The 20,594-nt window shown below is 38.7% G+C and carries 18 protein-coding genes; 4 read left to right on the forward strand and 14 right to left on the reverse strand.

The window, feature by feature from the left end; all coding sequences use genetic code 11:
• Positions 1 to 46: 46 nt before the first annotated feature.
• The 6 genes from thiE to EAL49_RS02590 all read right to left on the reverse strand — a co-directional run bounded on the left by thiE (position 47) and on the right by EAL49_RS02590 (position 8,182).
• Entirely contained in the window at positions 47 to 700 is a 654-nt protein-coding gene (gene thiE / locus EAL49_RS02565; RefSeq protein ID WP_120828708.1) for a thiamine phosphate synthase, read from the reverse strand.
• Entirely contained in the window at positions 693 to 1,502 is an 810-nt protein-coding gene (gene thiD / locus EAL49_RS02570; RefSeq protein WP_120828710.1) for a bifunctional hydroxymethylpyrimidine kinase/phosphomethylpyrimidine kinase, read from the reverse strand. Before thiD ends, thiE begins: the two co-directional genes overlap by 8 nt.
• Entirely contained in the window at positions 1,499 to 2,278 is a 780-nt protein-coding gene (gene thiM / locus EAL49_RS02575) for a hydroxyethylthiazole kinase (protein WP_162973083.1), read from the reverse strand. Before thiM ends, thiD begins: the two co-directional genes overlap by 4 nt.
• A gap of 91 nt (positions 2,279 to 2,369) precedes the next feature.
• Entirely contained in the window at positions 2,370 to 5,381 is a 3,012-nt protein-coding gene (locus EAL49_RS02580; protein WP_120828714.1) for an HsdR family type I site-specific deoxyribonuclease, read from the reverse strand.
• Positions 5,378 to 6,586, reverse strand: coding sequence for a restriction endonuclease subunit S (locus EAL49_RS02585; RefSeq protein ID WP_120828716.1), 1,209 nt, complete (start codon positions 6,584 to 6,586; stop codon positions 5,378 to 5,380). Before EAL49_RS02585 ends, EAL49_RS02580 begins: the two co-directional genes overlap by 4 nt.
• Positions 6,587 to 6,595: 9 nt before the next feature.
• A complete protein-coding gene (locus tag EAL49_RS02590) occupies positions 6,596 to 8,182 on the reverse strand; it encodes a type I restriction-modification system subunit M (RefSeq protein ID WP_120828718.1) in 1,587 nt (528 codons plus the stop codon).
• 179 nt (positions 8,183 to 8,361) lie between these two features.
• Here EAL49_RS02590 and EAL49_RS02595 point away from each other — a divergent pair, with 179 nt between their 5' ends.
• The gene (locus EAL49_RS02595) at positions 8,362 to 9,048 is read left to right on the forward strand and encodes a phosphatase PAP2 family protein (protein WP_120828720.1); all 687 of its coding nucleotides are present in this window, start codon (positions 8,362 to 8,364) and stop codon (positions 9,046 to 9,048) included.
• A gap of 23 nt (positions 9,049 to 9,071) precedes the next feature.
• On the opposite strand, the gene EAL49_RS02600 is transcribed toward EAL49_RS02595, so the two are convergent.
• The gene (locus EAL49_RS02600) at positions 9,072 to 10,031 is read right to left on the reverse strand and encodes a COG2958 family protein (protein WP_120828722.1); all 960 of its coding nucleotides are present in this window, start codon (positions 10,029 to 10,031) and stop codon (positions 9,072 to 9,074) included.
• Complete coding sequence (locus EAL49_RS02605; RefSeq protein WP_033750776.1) at positions 10,028 to 11,629, reverse strand: ABC-F family ATP-binding cassette domain-containing protein; 1,602 nt, start codon at positions 11,627 to 11,629, stop codon at positions 10,028 to 10,030. The genes EAL49_RS02600 and EAL49_RS02605 overlap by 4 nt, the downstream gene beginning before the upstream one ends.
• 254 nt (positions 11,630 to 11,883) lie before the next feature.
• Between EAL49_RS02605 and guaC the strand changes: the two genes are divergently transcribed.
• The 3 genes from guaC (at position 11,884) to EAL49_RS02620 (ending at position 15,695) form a co-directional block, all read left to right on the forward strand.
• Positions 11,884 to 12,861 (forward strand): GMP reductase, encoded by a 978-nt coding sequence (guaC, locus tag EAL49_RS02610; protein WP_162973084.1) that lies wholly within the window; start codon positions 11,884 to 11,886, stop codon positions 12,859 to 12,861.
• A 182-nt stretch (positions 12,862 to 13,043) separates the two neighbouring features.
• Positions 13,044 to 14,591 (forward strand): MBOAT family peptidoglycan O-acetyltransferase PatA, encoded by a 1,548-nt coding sequence (gene patA / locus EAL49_RS02615; protein WP_276205818.1) that lies wholly within the window; start codon positions 13,044 to 13,046, stop codon positions 14,589 to 14,591.
• A gap of 9 nt (positions 14,592 to 14,600) precedes the next feature.
• Positions 14,601 to 15,695, forward strand: a complete 1,095-nt coding sequence (locus EAL49_RS02620; RefSeq protein WP_120828728.1) for a hypothetical protein — start codon at positions 14,601 to 14,603, stop codon at positions 15,693 to 15,695.
• Positions 15,696 to 15,697: 2 nt separating this feature from the next.
• On the opposite strand, the gene gmhA is transcribed toward EAL49_RS02620, so the two are convergent.
• Genes gmhA through EAL49_RS02650 form a run of 6 tightly spaced genes read right to left on the reverse strand, consistent with a single transcriptional unit; the run spans position 15,698 to position 20,592 of the window.
• Positions 15,698 to 16,276 carry a D-sedoheptulose 7-phosphate isomerase gene (gene gmhA / locus EAL49_RS02625; RefSeq protein WP_120828730.1) on the reverse strand — a complete coding sequence of 193 codons (579 nt, stop codon included), beginning with the start codon at positions 16,274 to 16,276 and terminating at the stop codon, positions 15,698 to 15,700.
• On the reverse strand, positions 16,269 to 17,660 hold the full coding sequence (gene rfaE1, locus EAL49_RS02630) for a D-glycero-beta-D-manno-heptose-7-phosphate kinase (RefSeq protein WP_120828732.1): 1,392 nt from the start codon (positions 17,658 to 17,660) through the stop codon (positions 16,269 to 16,271). Before rfaE1 ends, gmhA begins: the two co-directional genes overlap by 8 nt.
• The gene (gene rfaD, locus EAL49_RS02635; RefSeq protein WP_120828734.1) at positions 17,657 to 18,649 is read right to left on the reverse strand and encodes an ADP-glyceromanno-heptose 6-epimerase; all 993 of its coding nucleotides are present in this window, start codon (positions 18,647 to 18,649) and stop codon (positions 17,657 to 17,659) included. The genes rfaE1 and rfaD overlap by 4 nt, the downstream gene beginning before the upstream one ends.
• A gap of 8 nt (positions 18,650 to 18,657) precedes the next feature.
• The gene (gmhB, locus tag EAL49_RS02640) at positions 18,658 to 19,179 is read right to left on the reverse strand and encodes a D-glycero-beta-D-manno-heptose 1,7-bisphosphate 7-phosphatase (protein ID WP_033616055.1); all 522 of its coding nucleotides are present in this window, start codon (positions 19,177 to 19,179) and stop codon (positions 18,658 to 18,660) included.
• Positions 19,169 to 19,930 (reverse strand): sulfite exporter TauE/SafE family protein, encoded by a 762-nt coding sequence (locus tag EAL49_RS02645; protein WP_120828736.1) that lies wholly within the window; start codon positions 19,928 to 19,930, stop codon positions 19,169 to 19,171. Before EAL49_RS02645 ends, gmhB begins: the two co-directional genes overlap by 11 nt.
• Positions 19,921 to 20,592: a type III pantothenate kinase gene (locus EAL49_RS02650; protein ID WP_120828738.1), complete on the reverse strand. Its 672-nt coding sequence runs from the start codon at positions 20,590 to 20,592 to the stop codon at positions 19,921 to 19,923. Before EAL49_RS02650 ends, EAL49_RS02645 begins: the two co-directional genes overlap by 10 nt.
• Between the last annotated feature and the right edge of the window lie 2 nt (positions 20,593 to 20,594).

The raw sequence follows: 20,594 nt of genomic DNA on the forward strand, positions 1-20,594 counted from the left end.
TTTTTCGTGCTAGTGGGATAAAATTTATATAAAATTTTAGAATTTCTCACGCATTTTTTAAAAGTGTTTCAATCGCTAAACTTTTATCTTTAGCCTGTGTGATCGCGCTAATGACGGCGATACCACTAAATTTTTGTATTTTTAAAGCGTTATCTGTCGTGATGCCCCCAATCGCTACAAGGGGTTTTTTCACCCCGCTATCTTGTATTTTTTTTAAAAGTTCTATGCCTACAACTTGTTTGGCGTCTTTTTTAGATGGTGTGGGAAAAATAGGACCTACCCCTAAATAGGCTATATTATCTAAATGGCGCGCTTTTAGGGCTTGCTCTAAAGTATTGACGCTCAAACCTATAAAAAGGCGCTTCTTGCACAAAGCGATCACCTTTTCTATAGCCATGTCTTCTTGCCCCACATGCACGCCATCAGCCTTTAATTCTAACGCCAGTTGCACCTCATCATTGACAATAAAAGGCGCGCCGTATTTTTTGCATAATTTTTGACACTCTAGAGCTAATTGTTTGATTTGAGTAGGATCTTGTAAGGCTAAATCGCCTTTTTGGCGGAATTGAAACGCTGTGATTTTGGATTGTAAAGCTAATTTCAAAGTGTCTAAAAGCGCGTTTATCCTATCGCCTTTTATATGGTAGAAATCTTGCGAACCAGCCACAAACATGAGTTTTAAGCAATTCGCATCAAACATGCTCTTTAACGCTCCACAAATTCAAAGGCCCATGCCCATGCCCAATATTTAAGGGGTTTTGAATGATGATAGTTAAAAGCTCTTTAGCCTTTATAATAGCGTTTTTTAAATCCAACCCTTGAGCGAGTAAGCCCACAATCAAGCTAGATAAAACACAACCCGTGCCATGCGTGTTTTTCGTGTTAAAGCGCTTGGCGTTTAGGATCAATTCAGTGTCTTCTAAAAACACCCAGTCGTTGCTAAATTCCCCCTGAAAATGTTCTGTATGCCCCCCTTTAATCACAGCGTTTTTAACGCCTAAATCTCTTAAAATGCCCATCGCTTTTGAAGCGCTTTTATCATCTCGCACTTGAACGCCTGTAAGTGCATAAACTTCAGGGAGGTTAGGGGTTAGTAAATTGGCTTTAGGTAAAAGGCGTTTTTTTAAGCTTAAAATCGCATCTTCTTCTAAAAGCAAGGCCCCATTCTTTGCCACCATCACCGGATCTAAAACGCAAAACCCAAAATCGCATGTTTGTAAAGTGTCCGCCACGCATTCAATGATTTGATTATTGCATAACGCTCCCATTTTGAACGCTTTGATAGAAAAATCATCTCTAATGGCTAAGATTTGCGCTTTTACGCTCTCAACGCTCAACGGATAAACCCCATGCACGCCCTGTGTGTTTTGCGCGGTGATGCAAGTGATCACGCTTGTCCCAAACACGCCCAAAGTTTGGAACGCTTTCAAATCGGCTTGTATCCCAGCGCCCCCACCGCTATCGCTACCGGCAATGCTTAAAACTTGCGGGTAAATTTTCACAACTCTTCCTTAATAAGGCTATTTTCTAACTTTATGGGCAAGCTCAAAGCGTCTAAAAAATAAAACAAGAACGAACCATTAGAGCCGTTATTTTCTAACACCTTTTTTTGCGCATTAAAAGCGGCTTGTTTATAGAGCGCGCAAAGTTGTGCCATAGAATCTAAGGGGTCTTTTTTCAAACTTAAAAAGCTTGCACACGCTGCACTATGTAAACACCCAGCCCCCGTAATGAGCGCTAAATACTCGCTCCCCCCAGTAACACTCAAAACTTTTTTCCCATCGCTCACGTAATCTGTTTTACCCGTCATTACCGCTATCACAGAATATTTTTGAGCCACTCGTTTGATTATTTCTACAGGCGTGGTAACATCATGAGAGTCTAACCCCTTACTTTCGCAAGAAATACCCACTAAAGAGCCTAATTCTGCAGCATTGCCCCTAAGCGCGCTAATCCCACCACTTTTCAAAAGCTCTAAACTTGTGTCATGGCGTAAAGCGCTCGCACAGCACCCCACAGGATCTAACACAATGGGTTTATTCAAAGCTTTATAATGTTTGATAGCCTCTTTAGCGCATAAAATGGTGCGTTCATTGAGAGTGCCAATATTGATAGCGAGCGCGTCAGAAATTTTTGCCAAATCTTGCATTTCAGCAATGGCATCGCTCATTAAAGGCGATGCCCCTAAGGCTAACAAACCATTAGCCACAAATTGCGCCACCACATAATTGGTGATATTATGCACTAAAGGGCGTTTTTGGCGTAATTCTTTTAACACCACAAGCCTCCTTAAATTTTCTTTTATTTTACAAAAAATCCATTAAACGGCGCTTTTTTTGAATTTTAATACAAAAGCGTTCAAAAATGAACTATTTTTCATTAATCTCATCTTTTTTAACCTCATTTTTTTTAACCCCATTTTTCTTAAATATAGAACTAGTGAGATCGCAAAAGCGGTGGAAAAAACGAGAAAGGCTTGCAGCGATTTTTTCTTTCATTTCTTGATAGCGCGAATTTTTGCCAAACCTGGAGGGTCTTTCTTCAATGATTTTAGGGAATTGCGTCCCGCTAAAACTAATTTCGCCCCCTTTAAAGGCTTGCTGCATGAACGAATAGGCTTTTTCTTCATTCAAGCGGTTTTCTTCTATGATATTTTGGAATTCCTCTTCTCTTTTTTGGTGGATATAGCTTTGAAAATATTCATGGACTTTTTGATCCTGGCTGTTGTATTGGTCAATGAAATCCATGATCAAATCTTTTTTATTCCTTAACTCTATGCTGGAGTTGATGATCGGCTCTATTTTGGTTTTAACGCCTTGAATTTCCACCCCATGCTCTTTAGCGAACTCTTCAATCAAATTCAAAATATAGTCAATATTGACTTCCACCTGCTTAATGAGTTCAATTTCAAAAATCAAATCGTCGTTAATCTCTTCTTTATCCCTCCCTTTTTCTGGCCTCATTTCATCGTAAAAATCAAGGTATTTGCTTTGATAGTCTTGAAAATCCCTGGGATTGATGTAATCGTCTTTTTTGAAATTTTCAAAGCTGTTTAAAATATTTTCTAATTTCAAAATCTTGCCAAAAAGCTTAATGAAATCCTTTTTTTGGCTTTCTGAAATAATCGGCTCTTTTAAGGGAAATTCTCTTAAAAGCCTTCCAATCAAACCCTCATAGCCCTCGTATTCTTTATTATTATGCGTGTAGCCTTTCAAATAATCTTCATATTTCCTTAATAACGCAATGGATTTAGCGTCCTTGTTGCCAAAAAGCATGAGCGCGTCATTTAAATCCTGCTCTAAATCCCTAAAACACACGATATTCCCATGCGTTTTAACGCTATCTAAAATGCGGTTTGTGCGTGAAAAAGCCTGAATTAGCCCATGGTATTTCAAATTTTTATCCACCCAAAGGGTGTTGAGCCTTGTAGCGTCAAACCCGGTCAAAAACATGTTCACCACCATTAAAAGATCGATTTTACGATCCTTTACTTTTTGAGAAAGATCCTTATAATAGCTTTGGAATTTTTGATCCGAAGCGTCAAAAGAAACGCCAAACATCCCATTATAATCCGCAATCGCGCCCTCTAAAAAATCCCTTGAGCTTTTGTCTAGCCGGCAAGCGCTTTCATTGTTTTCATCTTCTAGCGCATCAAGTTCTTCATTAGCGCTATAGCTGAAAATGGTAGCGATTTTAAGGTCGTGTTTTTCTTCTTTAAAAGCTTGGTAATACTTTTTCAGCGCTTCTATACTAGAGCATGCCAGAATGGAATTGAATTTTTTGTTTTTAGTGGCTTGATTGAAACGCTCTAAGATGCATTTAGTAATTTCTTTGATCCTCCTAGTATCTAAAAGGGCGTTTTTTTCATCAACCGCCCTAACCTTATCATCTTTAATGCCCTCTTTAGCTTTAATGGTGTTGTGGTATTCCACTCTAAAGGGCAAAACATTTTTATCTCTGATCGCATCAATAATGGTGTATTGGTGGAGGCATGTCCCGAATTTCTGCTCTGTCGTGCCTAACGGGTTGTTTTTATCGCAATTTTGTGCAAAAATGGGCGTGCCTGTGAACCCAAAAAGGTGGTATTTTTTAAACGCTTTAGTGATAGCTTGGTGCATGGAGCCTAACTGACTCCTGTGGCATTCATCAAAAATCACCACCACTTCTTCATTAAAAACCGCATGCCCTTTAAGGTGGGATTTAACGAATTTGTCTAATTTTTGGATCGTGGTGATGATGATTTTAGCGTCAGGGTTTTCAAGCTGTTCTTTTAAAATTTTGGTGCTTGTGTTGGAATTGGCGCAATCTTTTTGGAATTTATCGTATTCTTTCATGGTTTGATAGTCTAAATCCTTTCTATCCACCACAAACAAGACTTTTGAAATGCGTTCCAATTCTTTAGCCAAAGTCGCGCTTTTAAAGCTCGTTAAGGTTTTACCGCTCCCTGTCGTGTGCCAGATATAGCCTCCATTCTGGCTTTTCGTTTTACTATTTTGCGCGGTTTTGATTTTTTCTAAAATCCTTTCGGCTGCCACGATTTGATAAGGCCGCATCACCAACAAAATCTCTTCGCTTGTGAAAACGCAATAGCACGTTAAAACATTCAAAAGGCTGCGCTTTGCAAAAAACGATTGGGCAAAATCCATTAAATCTTCAATATTGTTATTCTTGCTGTCCGCCCAATAATTCGTGAATTCAAAAGTATCGGCTTTATGGTTTTTTTCTAGCTGGGCCATTCTTGTGGTGTTTGAATAGTATTTAGTGCTCGTGCCGTTACTGATAACAAAAATCTGTACAAACTCAAAAAGCCCGTCTCCGGCGCTAAAACTATCCCTTTTATAGCGCTTGATCTGATTGAACGCCTCTCTAATCGCCACGCCTCTTTTTTTCAATTCCACATGCACTAAAGGCAAGCCATTCACAAGGACACTCACATCATAGCGGTTTTCATACTTCCCTTTAGCGCTGTATTGGTGGATCACTTGCAAGGCGTTTTTATGGATATTTTTCTTATCAATGATTTTAATGTTTTTGGTTTTCCCGTTCTCTAGGGTTAGGTTAAAAATTGGATCTTCTTGGATTTTTCTCGTTTTAGCCTTATAGTCATCGTTTTTATTAGCGATGAATTGAGAATAAAGAGTGTCCCATTCTTTAGGCGTGAAACAATGATCATTAAGCTTTTCTAACTGCTCTTTTAAATTGTCTTTTAATTCTTGTTCGTTGTGGATTTTTTTGAATTCATAGCCTTGTTTTTCTAAAAGCGCGATAAACGCCCTTTCTAGCTCTGCTTCGCTCTCATAAGCGCTTTTTCGTTCGTTATTGCTGTGATACTCCGCTACCACGGTGCTTTCATTGCTTTCTGCGATAATCTCATAATTCATTTTTTAACTTCTTTATTTGGGGTGAGTGGCTTGAAAGTCAGTAGTTTTTCTCGGTAATATTCGTATTGCTTTTTTCGCGCTTTTATTTCAGCGGGGATACCGGCTAATAAATCGGTGGTTAGAGCCGCAAATTGATCCAAAATCTTAACGATCTCTTGTTGGACTTCTAGGGGTGGGATGGGGATTAAAAAATTTTGTAAGTCTTTGCTATAAACATGAGGAATTCCCCCTGTGCTTTTTGTTGCATGGATTGCATCTTGTTGCGTTGTAAGATAGTGAAAAAGATATTTAGGCATTAGGGTTTTTTGTTTTGGTGAAACAGAAAAAGAGTCAGCAAGAAAAACAGGAATATCCCAATAACTAACATAGCCAGCATACACTCCAGATGAAGAAATCGCTATTGTTTCTCCGCTACGATTTGCCTCGTTGTGATAATAAGCGGGTTGTCTTCCCCCCGAAATAACGGGGACTTTTCCAAAAGTTACGGCTTTTTTTGTTATTGATTTTCCTTTTTGAAAATCACACACCTCCCCCAACTTCCTAAACTCCACCCCTTTAGGCGCTAAAGTTTGGAGCAGGGTTTTTAAGCGTTTAGGGTAGGTTTTTGCGCTCATTTTGGCGTCTTTGTGGTTTGAATGGATTCCATTAAAGTCTAAAAGCATGTTTTGGTAGTATTCGTATTGCTTTTTGCGTGCGTTTAATTCTGTGTTTAATTCTGTGTTTAATTCTGTGAAAGCGTCCAAAATCTTAACGATCTCTTGTTGGACTTCTAGGGGTGGGATGGGGATGGTTAAAGTTTCAATATCTGCTTTATTGAGTGCGGGGATACCAGCACCAAATTGAGATTTCATAAGAATGATTTGAGAATTTTTTAAAAAATAATATAAAAATTTGTAATTGAGTTTTTCTGAATTTAATTCAATCACATAACAATGAGCGCCCGCCCAAAATTTTGAAGTCATGTAATTTACATAACCGGCAGAAGCACCGCCCTGACTTATGATAATCTTTGGATAATCTGTATTATATTCATTCCAATAACCAGAAGCATGAATTCCTCCATTCATAACAGGATATTCTCCATAATCCAAAAGAAGCTCTTTATTAAGTTGTTTTCCTTTAAAAATATTTATTACCTCCCCCAACTTCCTAAACTCCACCCCTTTAGGCGCTAAAGTTTGGAGTAATCGCTCTATTTTATGCATTTTGCTTCCTTAAGCTTCCAACTCGCTAATGATGGATTCAAGGCGATTCCTTAAAGCGCTTTGTTTGGCTACGATTTGAGAAATCTCCCTATTTAAGCGCTTAATGTCAATAATCTCTTTCGTGTCTTCTTGCTCCACATAAAGGTTGTAATCGTTTTCTTTGATTTTCTCAATATCGGCTAGGGCGCAAAAATGCTTGATTGCTTTCCTTTCAATATAGGTTTGCAAAATCTTTTCTCGGTTGTGTTCTTTGAGCTTGTTTTTCTTGCCTTCTTTGACAAATTCCTTACTCGCATCAATAAAAAGCGTGGTGTCGTCTTTTTTGTTTTTCTTAAGCACTAAAATGCAAGTAGCGATATTCGTTCCAAAAAAGAGGTTTTCCGGCAAAGCGATCACGCAGTCAATAAAATTATTCTTCACTAAATACTCTCTAATTTTCTTTTCCGCACCGCCTCTATAAAGCACCCCGGGAAATTCTACGATCGCAGCAGTGCCTTGATTGGACAGATAAGAAAGCATGTGCATGGTGAAAGCGAGATCGACGGCGTTTTTGGGCGCTAGCACACCGGCTTTATTAAAGCGCTCATCGTTCATTAAAAGGGGGTTTTTATCGCCTATCCATTTAGTGGAATAAGGAGGGTTGGAAACGATCGCATCAAAAGGCTCATCGTCTTCATGCTTTGGGTCTAAAAGCGTGTCCCCTAGTGCGATGTGGAATTTAGAATAATTGATGTCATGCAAAAACATGTTGATACGGCAAAGGTTGTAAGTGGTCAAATTGATTTCTTGCCCAAAATACCCTTTGGAGACATTTTTATCGCCCAGCACTTTAGAAAATTGCAAAAGCAATGATCCGCTCCCGCAGCATGGGTCATAAACTTTATTAATGCTCTCTTGGTTGTGCAGAGTGATTTTAGCGAGCAGTTCGCTCACTTCTTGGGGGGTGAAAAATTCCCCTCCGCTTTTGCCGGCATTGCTCGCATACATCGCCATTAAATATTCATAAGCGTCGCCAAAAACATCAATCCCGCTTTTTTGGTAGTCGCCTAATTGCATGCCCCCTATGGCTTGAAGGATTTTAGTCAATTTTTCCACCCTGCTTTTATGAGAGATCCCTAATTGGTTGCTATTGACATCTAAATCTGCAAACAAGCCTTTGACATTGTCTTCTGATTTAAAGCCAAGGCTGGATTTTTCTATCTCGGTGAAAATATTTTGTAAGGTTACATTGAGATCTTCATTATTGGGCGCGTTTTTTAACACATTGCAAAATAGAGCGCTTGGCGGGATGAAAAAGCCTTTTTCTTCAACTATCGTTTCTCTTGCGATTTCGGCTTTTTCATCGCTTAATTTGGCGTAATCAAAATGCGGATCATCTTTTCGCGCTTCTAAATTGATGTAATTGGTCATGTTTTCTGAAATGTAGCGATAAAAAAGAATGCCTAAAACATATTGCTTGAAATCCCAGCCGTCTATTGAGCCTCTCAATTCGTTCGCCACTTTCCAAATAGCGTTGTGCAATTCGTTGCGCTCTGATGAAGAAGATGAATGGCTATTGTTTTTCTCGTTTGCTCGGGTGTTTTGGGTGTTTTCCATGATAAGCTCCTTTTTAGCGTTTGGTTTTGGCGGTTTTTAGCGCTTTTTAGCGCGCCCTTTAAAAGTTTCATTAAGGTTTCATTGCAAAGAATATTATTTTTTATTCCTTGCTTTTGCCCTATATTTGTGGTGTAAATCAGCTATAATTCTCTTTTTAAAAAACATTAAAGGTGGTTTGAATGGTATTTGACAGAACGATAAGCGTGAGAGAGAAAAAAGCGGCTAAGACGCTTGGGATTATTGGGGTGGTCTTTTTTATATTGTTTGGCATTGTGATAAGCGGGGTGGCTTTGCGCCAAGAGTGGGTGCAACAATTAGATTTGTTTTTTATAGATTTGATTCGCAACCCTGCCCCCATTCAAGGGAGCGCGTGGCTTTCTTTCGTGTTTTTTAGCACCTGGTTTGCGCAAAGCAAGCTCACCACTCCTATAGCCTTACTCATTGGCTTGTGGTTTGGGTTTCAAAAACGCATCGCTTTGGGGGTGTGGTTTTTCTTTAGCATCTTATTAGGTGAATTCACCTTAAAACTCCTTAAGCTTTTAGTGGCGCGCCCACGGCCTGTAACCAATGGCGAATTGGTTTTTGCGCATGGCTTTAGTTTCCCTAGCGGGCATGCTCTAGCTTCTGCACTTTTTTACGGCTCTTTGGCGTTGTTGTTATGCTACTCTAACGCAAACAATCGCACCAAAACTATTGGCGCTGTTATTTTACTTTTTTGGATTGTTTTAATGGCGTATGATAGGGTTTATTTGGGCGTGCATTACCCTAGCGATGTGTTAGGAGGGTTTTGTTTAGGGATTGCTTGGTCGTGCTGCTCTTTAGCGCTTTATTTAGGGGTTTTGAAACGCCCTTATAAAGTCGCTTAAAGCATTTTTTAAAATCTCATTTTTTAAAAAGAAAGTGATGAGTTAGGGTATAACTCTTCTTTCTTTTTGATTTCATCAAACTCGTCCTTATAGCGGTTTGGGAAATCCGGATCATAATCCACAACGCTCTTTAAAAAATCACGGAATTTTTTATTTTTTTCGCTAAGTTCTAAAGCCACAGTGTAGTCAATTTTTTCTTTATATTTAGCGTTTAATAAAATAGCACTTTTATCTTCATCAGTCCTTAAATCAATCACGCCAATCCCAAAACTCGCATGCAAACGCTTCAATAAATTCATTAAATCAGTGTTTTGCGTATCCATATTGCAACCCACTAAATACCCCTCATTAGCCCAAGAGCTGTTAGAAATCGCTTGGAAATAATACTCCCTGCAATTAGTTACGCTGATTTCTTTTTTCAATTCAAAGCTCACTAATTTAATAGGCAAGGTGTCAAATTTCTTAGAAAAAGCGATTAAATTTTCATTAGACAGCTCGGCGTGTAAAAACCTAACCCCCACCATGTCCGGATAAAGCCATCTGTCCATGCCTTTTTGCGACTTTGAACTTTCTTCATGAAAAATGGTTTTTGTGTAGCATTTTAAATTTTCATTATCAAAAGCCATGTAGGTTAAAAAAGGGTGCAAATCCCTTTCATGCACGATTTTAGTGCTTGGAATGCTTGGTTTTTCAGCGTTTAAGTCCGGCTCTTTCATAACCGGCTCTTTTGTCGCGCTTTTTAAAGCGATTAGAATTGGTTTTTCTTGCACTTTAAAAAAAGGCATTTCTTCGCCCTTGTTTAAGGCTTCATAAATATAAGCGCTAACGCTCTGGTGTGGGGTTTTGCCCCCACAATCAAACATTTTTGCAATCTTGCCTTTTTCAAAAAGCTCTTTGGCCTTATGATAAATTTCAGTAGGCTTAATAGGCTCTTTAATCACTTCTAAAACGCTTTGAATGATTTCAATGTCTCGTGGCTTCATTTTTTGCTCGCTAGATATTCTTCATAACTGCCTTTAAAATCAATGATTTGAGCGCCTTTAGGGCTTGGGACTAATTCAATGATCCGGTTTGCATACGCATCGATCAATTCTCTGTCATGGCTTATGCAAATCACCGCCCCATCAAATTTATAAAGCGCTTCGCCTAAAGCGATAATCGCTTCTAAATCCAAATGGTTAGTCGGCTCATCTAAGACTAAAAAATTCCCCCCTTCTAGCATGAGCTTGGATAAAACCATTCGGTGTTTTTCGCCCCCACTCAAAGCGTTCACGCACTTTTCTTGCTCTTCGCCATTAAAAAGCATCCTCCCTAAAGCGTTTCTCACCTCTGCGCTTTCAATCTTTTTATTGAAATTAAAGAGCCATTGATACAAGGTCTCTTCGCCACTAATTTCTTCGCTCACGTTTTGAGGGAAATAGCCTCTTGAAACGGTCGCCCCCCATTTCACCACGCCCTTATCCGGCTTTAATTCTTCTACTAAAATTTTGCAAAGCGTGGATTTACCCACGCCGTTTGGCCCTATGAGAGCGATTTTATCTTTAGGCATCACTTTCAAGCTCACTTGATTTAAAACAATCTGCCCATCATAACTTTTAGAGATGTTTTCGCATTCTAAGGCTTCATTACCAATGGTTCTTTTGGGTTTAAAAATGATGCTAGGATCCCTCCTACTGGATACCGCTAAGCTTTGAATGTCTAATTTATCCAGTTGTTTTTGGCGGCTGGTGGCTTGCTTGGCTTTAGAAGCGTTAGCGCTAAAACGAGCGATAAATTTTTCTAGCTCTTCTTTTTCTTTGAGTTTTTTATTGCGTTCAGCCTCTTGCTGTTTAGCGATCAGAGTAGAGGCGATATACCAATCGTCATAATTCCCGCTAAATTCGCGCACGCTGTGAAAATCCAAATCCAAAATATGCGTGCATACTGCATTTAAAAAATGCCTGTCATGGCTAATGACGACCATCGTGCCTTCATGGCGTTTGAGGTTGTTTTCTAGCCATTCAATAGCGTTTAGATCCAAGTTGTTTGTAGGCTCATCTAAAAGCAAAATATCCGGTTTAGGGAATAACACTTGAGCTAAAAGGATCTTAAATTTATCGCTGCTTGGCAAGGTTTTCATCAAATCGTTATGCCTAGAGCTAGGAATGCCTAAATCTTCTAAAATCTTTTCAATCACCACTTCGCATTCATACATGGGATCTTCTTCTACGCAAATGGTTTCCAACTCCCCTAGTCTCGCATTCACTTTATCATCGCTCAAATCCCCTTCAGTGTATAAGCGCTCTTTTTCTTTGATAGCGTCATACAAACGCTTGTTGCCTATTAAAACCGCATCTTTAAGGCTCAAATCTTCAAAAGCGTATTGATCCTGCCCTAAAACCCCCATTCTCATCCCGCTTGTGATGATGACTTCCCCACTGCTACAATCAATGCTCTTGCTTAAAATCTTTAAAAAAGTGGACTTCCCTGCCCCATTAGCCCCAATAAGCCCGTAGCGCTTGTTTTTATCCAGCTTGATATTCACGTTTTCAAACAATTTTTTAGTCGCATAGCGTTGCGTTAAGTTGATGGTTTGCAGCATCTTATGATTCCTTATTTTTTGTGATTAGACTTACAGAAAGCTTATTGTAGCGTTTTCTTTGCAATATTGTATCTCTTGTTTATTGTGGTTATCTGTAAGGTCTCTGACACCTAAATCTTGTTTGAGTTTATCTAATTTTTCTCTTGCTTTTTTATTCAAATTAAAGTAGATTACACAAGGCGCTTAAAATAATGTTTTAAAAGCAAAAATGTTCGTGTTTGACTAACATATGAACGATCAAAAGGATTGTGTCAATGAAAGTATTTGATTATGAAGATGTCCAACTAATCCCCAATAAATGTATCGTGAATAGCCGTTCAGAGTGTGATACGACCACTACATTAGGTAAACACACATTTAAAATGCCCATAGTGCCAGCAAATATGCAAACAATCATCAATGACTCGATCGCAGAATTTCTAGCAGAAAATGGCTATTTCTATATCATGCATCGTTTTGATGGAGCGGCAAGAATCCCATTTGTCAAAAAAATGAAGGAACGCCAATTAATTAGCTCAATCAGTGTGGGGGTAAAAAAGGAAGAATATCTTTTTGTAGAAGAGTTAGCCAAACAAGGATTAACGCTAGACTATATCACGATCGATATTGCTCATGGCCATTCAAATTCTGTCATTGAAATGATCCAACACATCAAAACACATTTACCAGAAACTTTTGTGATTGCCGGAAATGTTGGCACGCCAGAAGCAGTCCGTGAATTAGAGAACGCCGGTGCTGATGCTACGAAAGTTGGCATCGGGCCCGGGAAAGTGTGTATCACCAAAATCAAAACGGGCTTTGGCACGGGTGGTTGGCAATTAGCGGCTCTTAGATGGTGCGCTAAAGCAGCAAGAAAGCCGATTATTGCAGATGGTGGCATTCGCACGCATGGGGATATTGCAAAATCAATACGCTTTGGCGCAACAATGGTCATGATTGGCTCGCTTTTTGCAGGGCATGAAGAATCATCTGGAGAAACAAAAATAGAAAATGGTATCGCATATAAAGAATATTTCGGTTCGGCATCAGAGTTCCAAAAAGGTGAAAAGAAAAATGTTGAAGGTAAGAAAATTTGGATCCAACATAAAGGCTCGTTAAAAGACACGCTGGTTGAAATGCATCAAGATTTGCAATCTTCAATCTCCTATGCAGGCGGGAGAGACCTTGAAGCGATCCGGAAAGTGGATTACGTGATTGTGAAAAATTCAATTTTCAATGGGGACACAATCTAAAAAGATTGATAAAACGAAAGCAAAAGACAGAAAAAAGGGTTTTCAACCTCTTTTTCAAGCGATTTGCTTTGACTTGGGTTTTTGTTGTTTTTTGATCCTTTCTTTATTTTCATTTCTTGTAGGATCATTTTTTTTGTATAGTGTTAGCTTCCATCATCCATCTCAATCTTAAGGGTTTTTGTTTGTTATTCAACACGCCGTTATTCATCTTTGCTTTTTTGCCTGTTGTCTTTTTAGGGTATTTTATCTTGCAAGCTTATGCTAAAAATCCCCTGTTCCCTAAACTATGGCTCGTATTGGCTAGTTTGTTTTTTTATGCTTTTTGGAATGTGAAGTATTTGCCCTTATTGGTTGGCTCTATTATTTTTAATTATTTTGTGGCTTTGAAAATCCATCAAACCAAGCCAAATGCATATAAAAGATTATGGCTTATTTTGGGCCTGATCGCTAATGTTTCACTTTTAGGATTTTTCAAATACACTGATTTTTTCTTAACCAATTTCAATCTGATATTGAAGAGCCATTTTGAAACCTTGCATTTAATCTTGCCTTTAGCGATCAGCTTTTTCACTTTGCAACAAATCGCTTACTTGATGAACACTTACAAGCAAAATCAAATACATGCAGCCCAAAACGAGAGAGAGAGAGAGAGTGAAAACGCTCCTATTTTATTAAATCCCCCTCCTTCATTTTTTTCATTTTCGCATTTTTTAGATTACGCTTTATTTGTGAGTTTCTTCCCTCAACTCATTGCAGGACCCATTGTGCATCATAGTGAGATGATGCCTCAATTTAAAGATAAAAACAATCAATTTTTGAATTACAGAAATATCGCTTTAGGCTTGTTTATCTTTTCTATCGGTTTGTTTAAAAAGGTCGTGATTGCGGATAATATCGCTCATTTTGCTGATTTTGGATTTGATAAGGCAGCTAGCTTAAGTTTTATTCAAGCATGGATGGCGTCTTTATCTTATTCGTTCCAGCTGTATTTTGATTTTAGCGGTTATTGCGATATGGCTATAGGCATTGCCCTCTTTTTTAATATCAAACTCCCTATCAATTTCAATAGCCCCTATAAGGCTTTGAATATCCAAGATTTTTGGAGGAGGTGGCATATCACTTTGAGCCGCTTCTTAAAAGAGTATTTGTATATCCCTTTAGGGGGTAATAGGGTGAAAGAATTAATCGTGTATAGGAATTTAATTTTAGTGTTTTTGATTGGGGGGTTTTGGCATGGGGCTGGTTGGACTTTTATCATTTGGGGGCTATTGCATGGGATTGCTTTGAGCGTTCATAGAGCGTATTCTCATACCGCTAGAAAATTTCATTTCACTATGCCAAAGATTTTAGCATGGCTCATCACTTTTAATTTAATCAATCTTGCATGGGTGTTTTTTAGAGCCAAAAATTTAGAAAGCGCTTTGAAGGTTTTAAAGGGGATGGTTGGTTTGAATGGCGTTTCGCTTTGTCATCTTTCAAAAGAGGCATCAGACTTTTTAAATCGTGTCAATGATAACATGATCATGCACACTATGATGTATGCATCCCCCACATTCAAAATGTGTGTTTTGATGGTAATCATCTCTTTTTGTTTAAAGAATAGTTCCCATTTATACCAATCCAATCAAATGGATTGGATTAAAACGACAAGCGCTTGTTTGTTGCTCTCTGTAGGGTTTTTATTTATTTTTGCCAGTTCTCAATCTGTCTTTTTGTATTTTAATTTTTAGGACACTGCTATGGAATTTTATAAAAAACAGACTTTAATCATTGTTTCTTTTTGCCTCTCTCTTCTTGTAGGTGTTGGATTGTTTAATTACCTAATCGATCCTTTTGAGTATTTCAGGAAAGCAAAATACCCCATTGATTGGCATGAAAGAGTTGGGGGAACTTTATTGCCTTTTGAGGGAGTGATCAAGCATTACCCTTATAACAATATTTTGATAGGCTCAAGCATCAGTTTGAATTTTAGCTTAAAAGACATCCATGACTTGCTGGGGTTGAAAGATCCTATCAAACTAACCGTCTCTGGTATGAATATTGGAGAAATATTATCATTGCTTCCTTTTGCTTTCAAGCACCAACCAGTCAATACCATCGCTATGGATTTAGCCCTACTTGGTGGGGGTTTGAACCAGCGCTCCAAATATTTTTTTGAATACCCCTATTTTACTGGAGGTTTTGTGTATTTATACAACTTTAGAGTCTTTAAAAACGCATTGTTCTACTTTTCTACAAATTATCTTAAAATTAAAGAAAAATCTTTTTGCAAACTCAATTCTTGGTTCCAATTATATGATTTTTGCAATAGCGTTTTAAATCGTTATGATTATAATTTCATGTTTGGTCATAATAACCCCTATGACTATACGCTGGATAATGTGAAAAGATCCTATTTATCAGCGTTAAAAAATCCTAATCAATTAGCCATAGATGAAGAAAATGCTTATAAAATCACCAAACAGCTAGGGGATTTTATTCAAAAACACAGCGATAAACATTTTATTTTATGGACAAGAACGGACTCGCTTTTAAAATATAAGGTTTATAACCATACCATTTTAACGCGCAATCTAAACACCATCCACAACGCCTTAAAAACGCTTTTAAAATACCCTAATGCAGAAATCCATGACCTACGCACCATGCCATTAGCTAAAGAGATAAAACGCTATAAGGATATAGGGCATTATGATCCCATAGGTTCCAAAGAAGTCTTGCAAGCCATAGCGAGCAAAAGATATCTACTCAATCCCAATAACATTGATTCATTCAAGCAAAAACTCATCCAAACGATAGAAGACTATCAAATCCCTAAAGAAATCCAAAATTAGGGCTAATTTTTACGAGCGAAATGCCTTTCAATGCAATCGCATAAGATGTGGATCATAAGAATGTGCATTTCTTGGATTCGTGGAGTGTCATCGCTAGGGACGATCAACGCTATATCGCTTAAAGGCTTCATTTTCCCCCCATCACGCCCCGCTAAGCTAAGCGTTTTCATCCCTAAATCTTTGGCTTTTTCATAAGCTTTTAGGACATTTTTGGAATTACCGCTTGTGGAAATCCCTATCAAAACATCGTTTTTTACCCCCAACGCTTCCACTTGTCTGGCAAACACTTCTTCATAACCATAATCGTTCGCAATAGCAGTAAGGGCTGAGGTATCGGTGCTTAAACTTATCGCGCTCAAGCCTTTCCTTTCCAGTTTATAGCGTCCGGTCAATTCAGCGGCAAAATGCTGCGCATCGCTAGCGCTCCCCCCGTTACCGCAAATAAGGATTTTCCCTTGATTTTCTAAAGTTTCTATCAAAAGATGAACGCTTTGCTTTAACGCTTCTTGTAAACTTTCTAAGCTTTTTTCTAACGCTTCCTTATGGGCTAAAAATTCTTTTTGAATCAAATCATTAATCATTATATGTCCTTTTAATTTTTTCTATGATAGCGCTCGTGGAATAACCTTCTTCAAACTCCATCAAACGGGTTTCTTTAGCAAACTCGCTCCCTATGATTTCTTTATTGAGGTAGTCCGCTCCCTTGACTAAAATATCAGGCTTTAGGGCTTGAATCAATTTTATGGGTGTGTCTTCTTCAAACACCACAACATAATCCACGCAAGACAAACTCGCTAAAAGAAACGCCCTGTCTTTTTCGCTCACTATGGGGCGTTTATCCCCTTTAAGCCTTTTAACGGAAGCGTCGCTATTTAACCCCACAATGAGAATATCCCCTAAAGCTTTAGCCTTTTGCAAATAACTCGCATGCCCTTTATGGAGGAGATCAAAACAGCCATTGGTGAAAACGATTTTTTGCTGATGGTGTTCTAAAGTTTCTAACAGCTTTTCTAAAGGGAGGATTTTGGGGTGCGTTTGGTTTAAAATTAAAGCGATTTCTTCTAAACTCGCTAATGCGCTCCCCATTTTACCCACCACCACAGCCGCCGCCGCATTGGCAAACTCGCAAGCATCTTTTAGGCTCTTTGATTCTAATAAAGAGAGCGTTAAAGACGCGATCACCGTATCGCCAGCTCCCGTGACATCATAAACTTCTTTAGCGATAGTGGGGCAATTGACTAGCTCGCCTTTTTCTAAAAAAGCGATGCCTTGTTCGCTCAAAGTGACTAAAGGCATGGCGATTTGATAAGTTTCTTTTAAGATTTTAAGTGCTTTTAATAAATTCGCATGGCTGTCTAACTTCAAATGGAGCGCATGCTCTAATTCAGCGCGATTAGGCGTGATCAAACTCGCATGAGAATATTTGCTATAATCTTTCCCTTTAGGGTCGCATAAAATGAGCTTGTGGTGTTGGTTGGCCAGAGTGATCATTTTTTGAGTGAGTTCAAAATCCAACACGCCCTTATTGTAATCTGAAAGGATCACGCCATCTATTTCTTGGATTTTTTCTGTGAAAAAATCTAAAAGTTTTTTTCTTAAATCAGCGTTTAAGGGGTCTTTGATTTCCTTATCCACGCGCACGATTTGCTGGTTTTGCGCGATGATGCGCGTCTTAAGCGTGGTGCAACGGGTTTTATCTATTAAGACGCCTGAAGTGTCAATCCCTCTTGTTTTTAAAGCGCTAATGAAATGCTTGCCTTCTAAATCATCGCCCACTACCCCACATAAAAAGACTTTAGCTTTTAAAGAGATAAGGTTATTAGCCACATTGGCCGCTCCGCCTAAATTCTTGCTCTCTTTTTTGACTTCTAAAACAGGCACAGGGGCTTCAGGAGAAAGGCGTTCGCTCTTCCCACACAAATAATAATCAGCGATCAGATCGCCTATGACTAAGATTTTTTTCATGCGTGTTGTTCTTTAAAAATCGCATAAATATGGGGCAAATAATCCTTAATACCGCTTTCTAAATCGTATAAAGGGGTGTAATCTAAATCCAAAATAGTAGGCTCAAGATGTGCTTGGGTGTGCTTTTGGAAAAAAGCGTAAGGGTTTTTAATATAGCTCACTTTAAAATCCCCTAAATGCTCTTTTAAAATGCTAACGATTTCGTTATAGCTTCTGGCTTGGGAATAGCCCACATTATAAACCCCGCTTTTTTGAGCCTTCATCGCTTTCACATTCGCTTGGATCACATCTTCAATATAGACAAAATCCCTTAATTGCTCGCCAAATTCAAAAAGCTTGACTTCCTTAAACGCCATCGCTTGCAAAGCGAGTTGCAAAACCATGGAAGCGGTTTTTTCTTTATAAAATTCCCTAGGCCCATAGACATTAAAATACCTTAAGCCCACTTGAATGTTATCGCTTGAATGCGAAAGAATAAATTCGTCCATGCAAAGCTTGGAAAAGCCATAAACGTTTTCAGGGATTTCGTTTTTGCCTACCACATTGGGGGCTTTGGTGTTGCCATAAACGCCCGCTGAAGAAGCGTAAATCACTTTAGCTTTTTTGGAGCGAGCGATTTCTAAAAGGTTTAAAAAAGCCTGATAATTGGTTTTCATCACTAATTCTTGATTGAGCATGGTCGTATCAGAGACAGCCGCTTGGTGGAACAAATAATCAAAATGCAATTTTTCTAAACGCCTTAAATCTAAAGGGTTGTTAATATCAGCTACAATCACCTCACCCTTAAAACCGATTAAATTCTTAAAATGCCCTAAAGAACTGGGGCGGTTATTACTAGAGAGCGTGTTACTGCGGAATTTATCCAAAACCACTACTTTAGCTTTAGGGTGGTTCTCTTGAAAATAAAAGGCCAGATTACTGCCTACAAAGCCAGCCCCACCGGTGATTAAAATCGTTTGATTTTCTAATCCATCATCAATATAACGCATTACTATCCTTATTTGATTAGTTCCATCATCTCTTTAAGATCTTTACATTGTATCCAAGAATGAGGAGTTTTTAAAAAATTTGAGCTCAATAAAAGGTTATTTTTAACTTTAGCGTTCAAGCCGGCTAACATGTCGCTCTCCTTATCGCCTATCATAAAAGATCGCTCCAAGCAAATTTGATGCTCTTTAGCGGCTTGCAAAATCAAAGAGGGTTTTGGCTTTCTGCAAGTGCAATTTTCTTCTGGGGCGTGCCTGCAAAAATAGACGCCATCCAGATTAAAACCTAATTCTTTAAGCAAGCTTTCTTGGAGGTATTCGGTGAGGTTTTCAAAATCTTTAAGGGTGTAATAGCCTCGGTTGATCCCGGATTGGTTGGTGATTAAAAGCAGTTTGTAGCCTAAAGATTTCGCATGCTTTAGCAATTCAAAAATCCCTTTTTGAAACTCAAAATCTTCTTTTTGACTCACATAACCTTTGTCAATATTGATAATGCCGTCTCTGTCCAAAAAAAGGGCTTTGTTAGTGTTCATGCGAATGCGCTCCTTTATGATCATGCTGAGTGGTGCTGTTTTGATGATGCATCATATCGCTTTGGTAATGCATTGCATGGGGTGTTTGGTGGCTAATGAGCATGATCCCCATATAAAGGACATAAAGCCCAAAAACCCCCATTAAGCCTTTAGACAAAAGATTGAAAAATTTCCTGTAAGAAACGGAAATTTTGCTCAAAAAAATCCCCATTAAAAACAACGGCACGCTGGTGCCAAGCCCAAAAGAAAGGCCTAGCATCGCTCCCATAAACGCGCTATGACTGAGAATCACGCTCGCTAAAAACGAATACACCATCATGCAAGGTAAAAACCCGTTCAACACGCCTAAGAAATATAGCCCTAGAATGTTTTGAGATTGCAAGGTTTTTTTCATCAAAAAAGAGATGAAAGGGATTTGAAAGCTTAATTTTTCCACTTTAGATCCCAAGAGCGCTAAAAGGATTAAAACAACTCCCATGCTAATGAATAAAACACCCCTAAAACCCATGCTCACGCTAAGACTATGCCCTAGACCTGCCGTTATAGCCCCTAAGAGCATGTAGGTGCTGATCCTCCCTATATTATAAAGGGCATGGCAAGTGAGTTGGTAAGAAAAGCTTGTAATTTTAGAAAATCTTATTTGACTGAACGCGCTCACAATCCCCCCACACATGCCCACACAATGCCCTAAAGACATGCTCAAAGCGGCTAAAAACATGCCCAAAAAACTCAAATGATGCATCATTTGCATTCTAGTATCCCTGCTTTTTTAAGAGCGATTTCCATCCCGTCAAAAACCAAACGCTCCTTGCAAACAGAATGGGGTAAAAACGCGCTCAAATACTTCGCATCGCCCCCACAAAGATAGATTTTTTCATCTTTGGCTAGATGTTGGATACAAGCAATCACGCTCAAAATCATGCCGTAATTCACGGCGTCTCTGGTGTTTTTAGGTAAAACTTCTAAAGAATCTAAGGCTTTGAAAGGCTGCTCTAAAATTTTAGCGCTTTTTCTATACGCATGGGTATATTGGGCTAACCCGGGTAAAATACACCCCCCTAAATGCTTGCCCTCTTTGATTAAATCTATCGTAATCGCGCTCCCTGCATCCACCACCACGCCATTATCCACCGCCAAACACGCCATTTGCCGGTCTATCCCAAGCCCTATATAATCGGTTTCTAAATGAAAAAATCCTGCAAGATTTTTAGCGTTAGGGTAACAATCTAAAAGGGCTTTTTCATTTTCTTCATTCACGCTAATGTAAAAAATTTCTTTTTGAATATCCAAACGCTTTAAGTCTTCTTTAGCGCTTGAAAAGAGCTGATAACCTTGCGCAAAATGGATGCGCGTGTTACCTATATCGCATAAAACCAGGTTTTTCAAATCTTTAAAAGATTGCCCAGCTGGCATAG

This window comes from Helicobacter pylori, from assembly GCF_003637665.1.
Lineage (GTDB): Bacteria > Campylobacterota > Campylobacteria > Campylobacterales > Helicobacteraceae > Helicobacter > Helicobacter pylori_CK.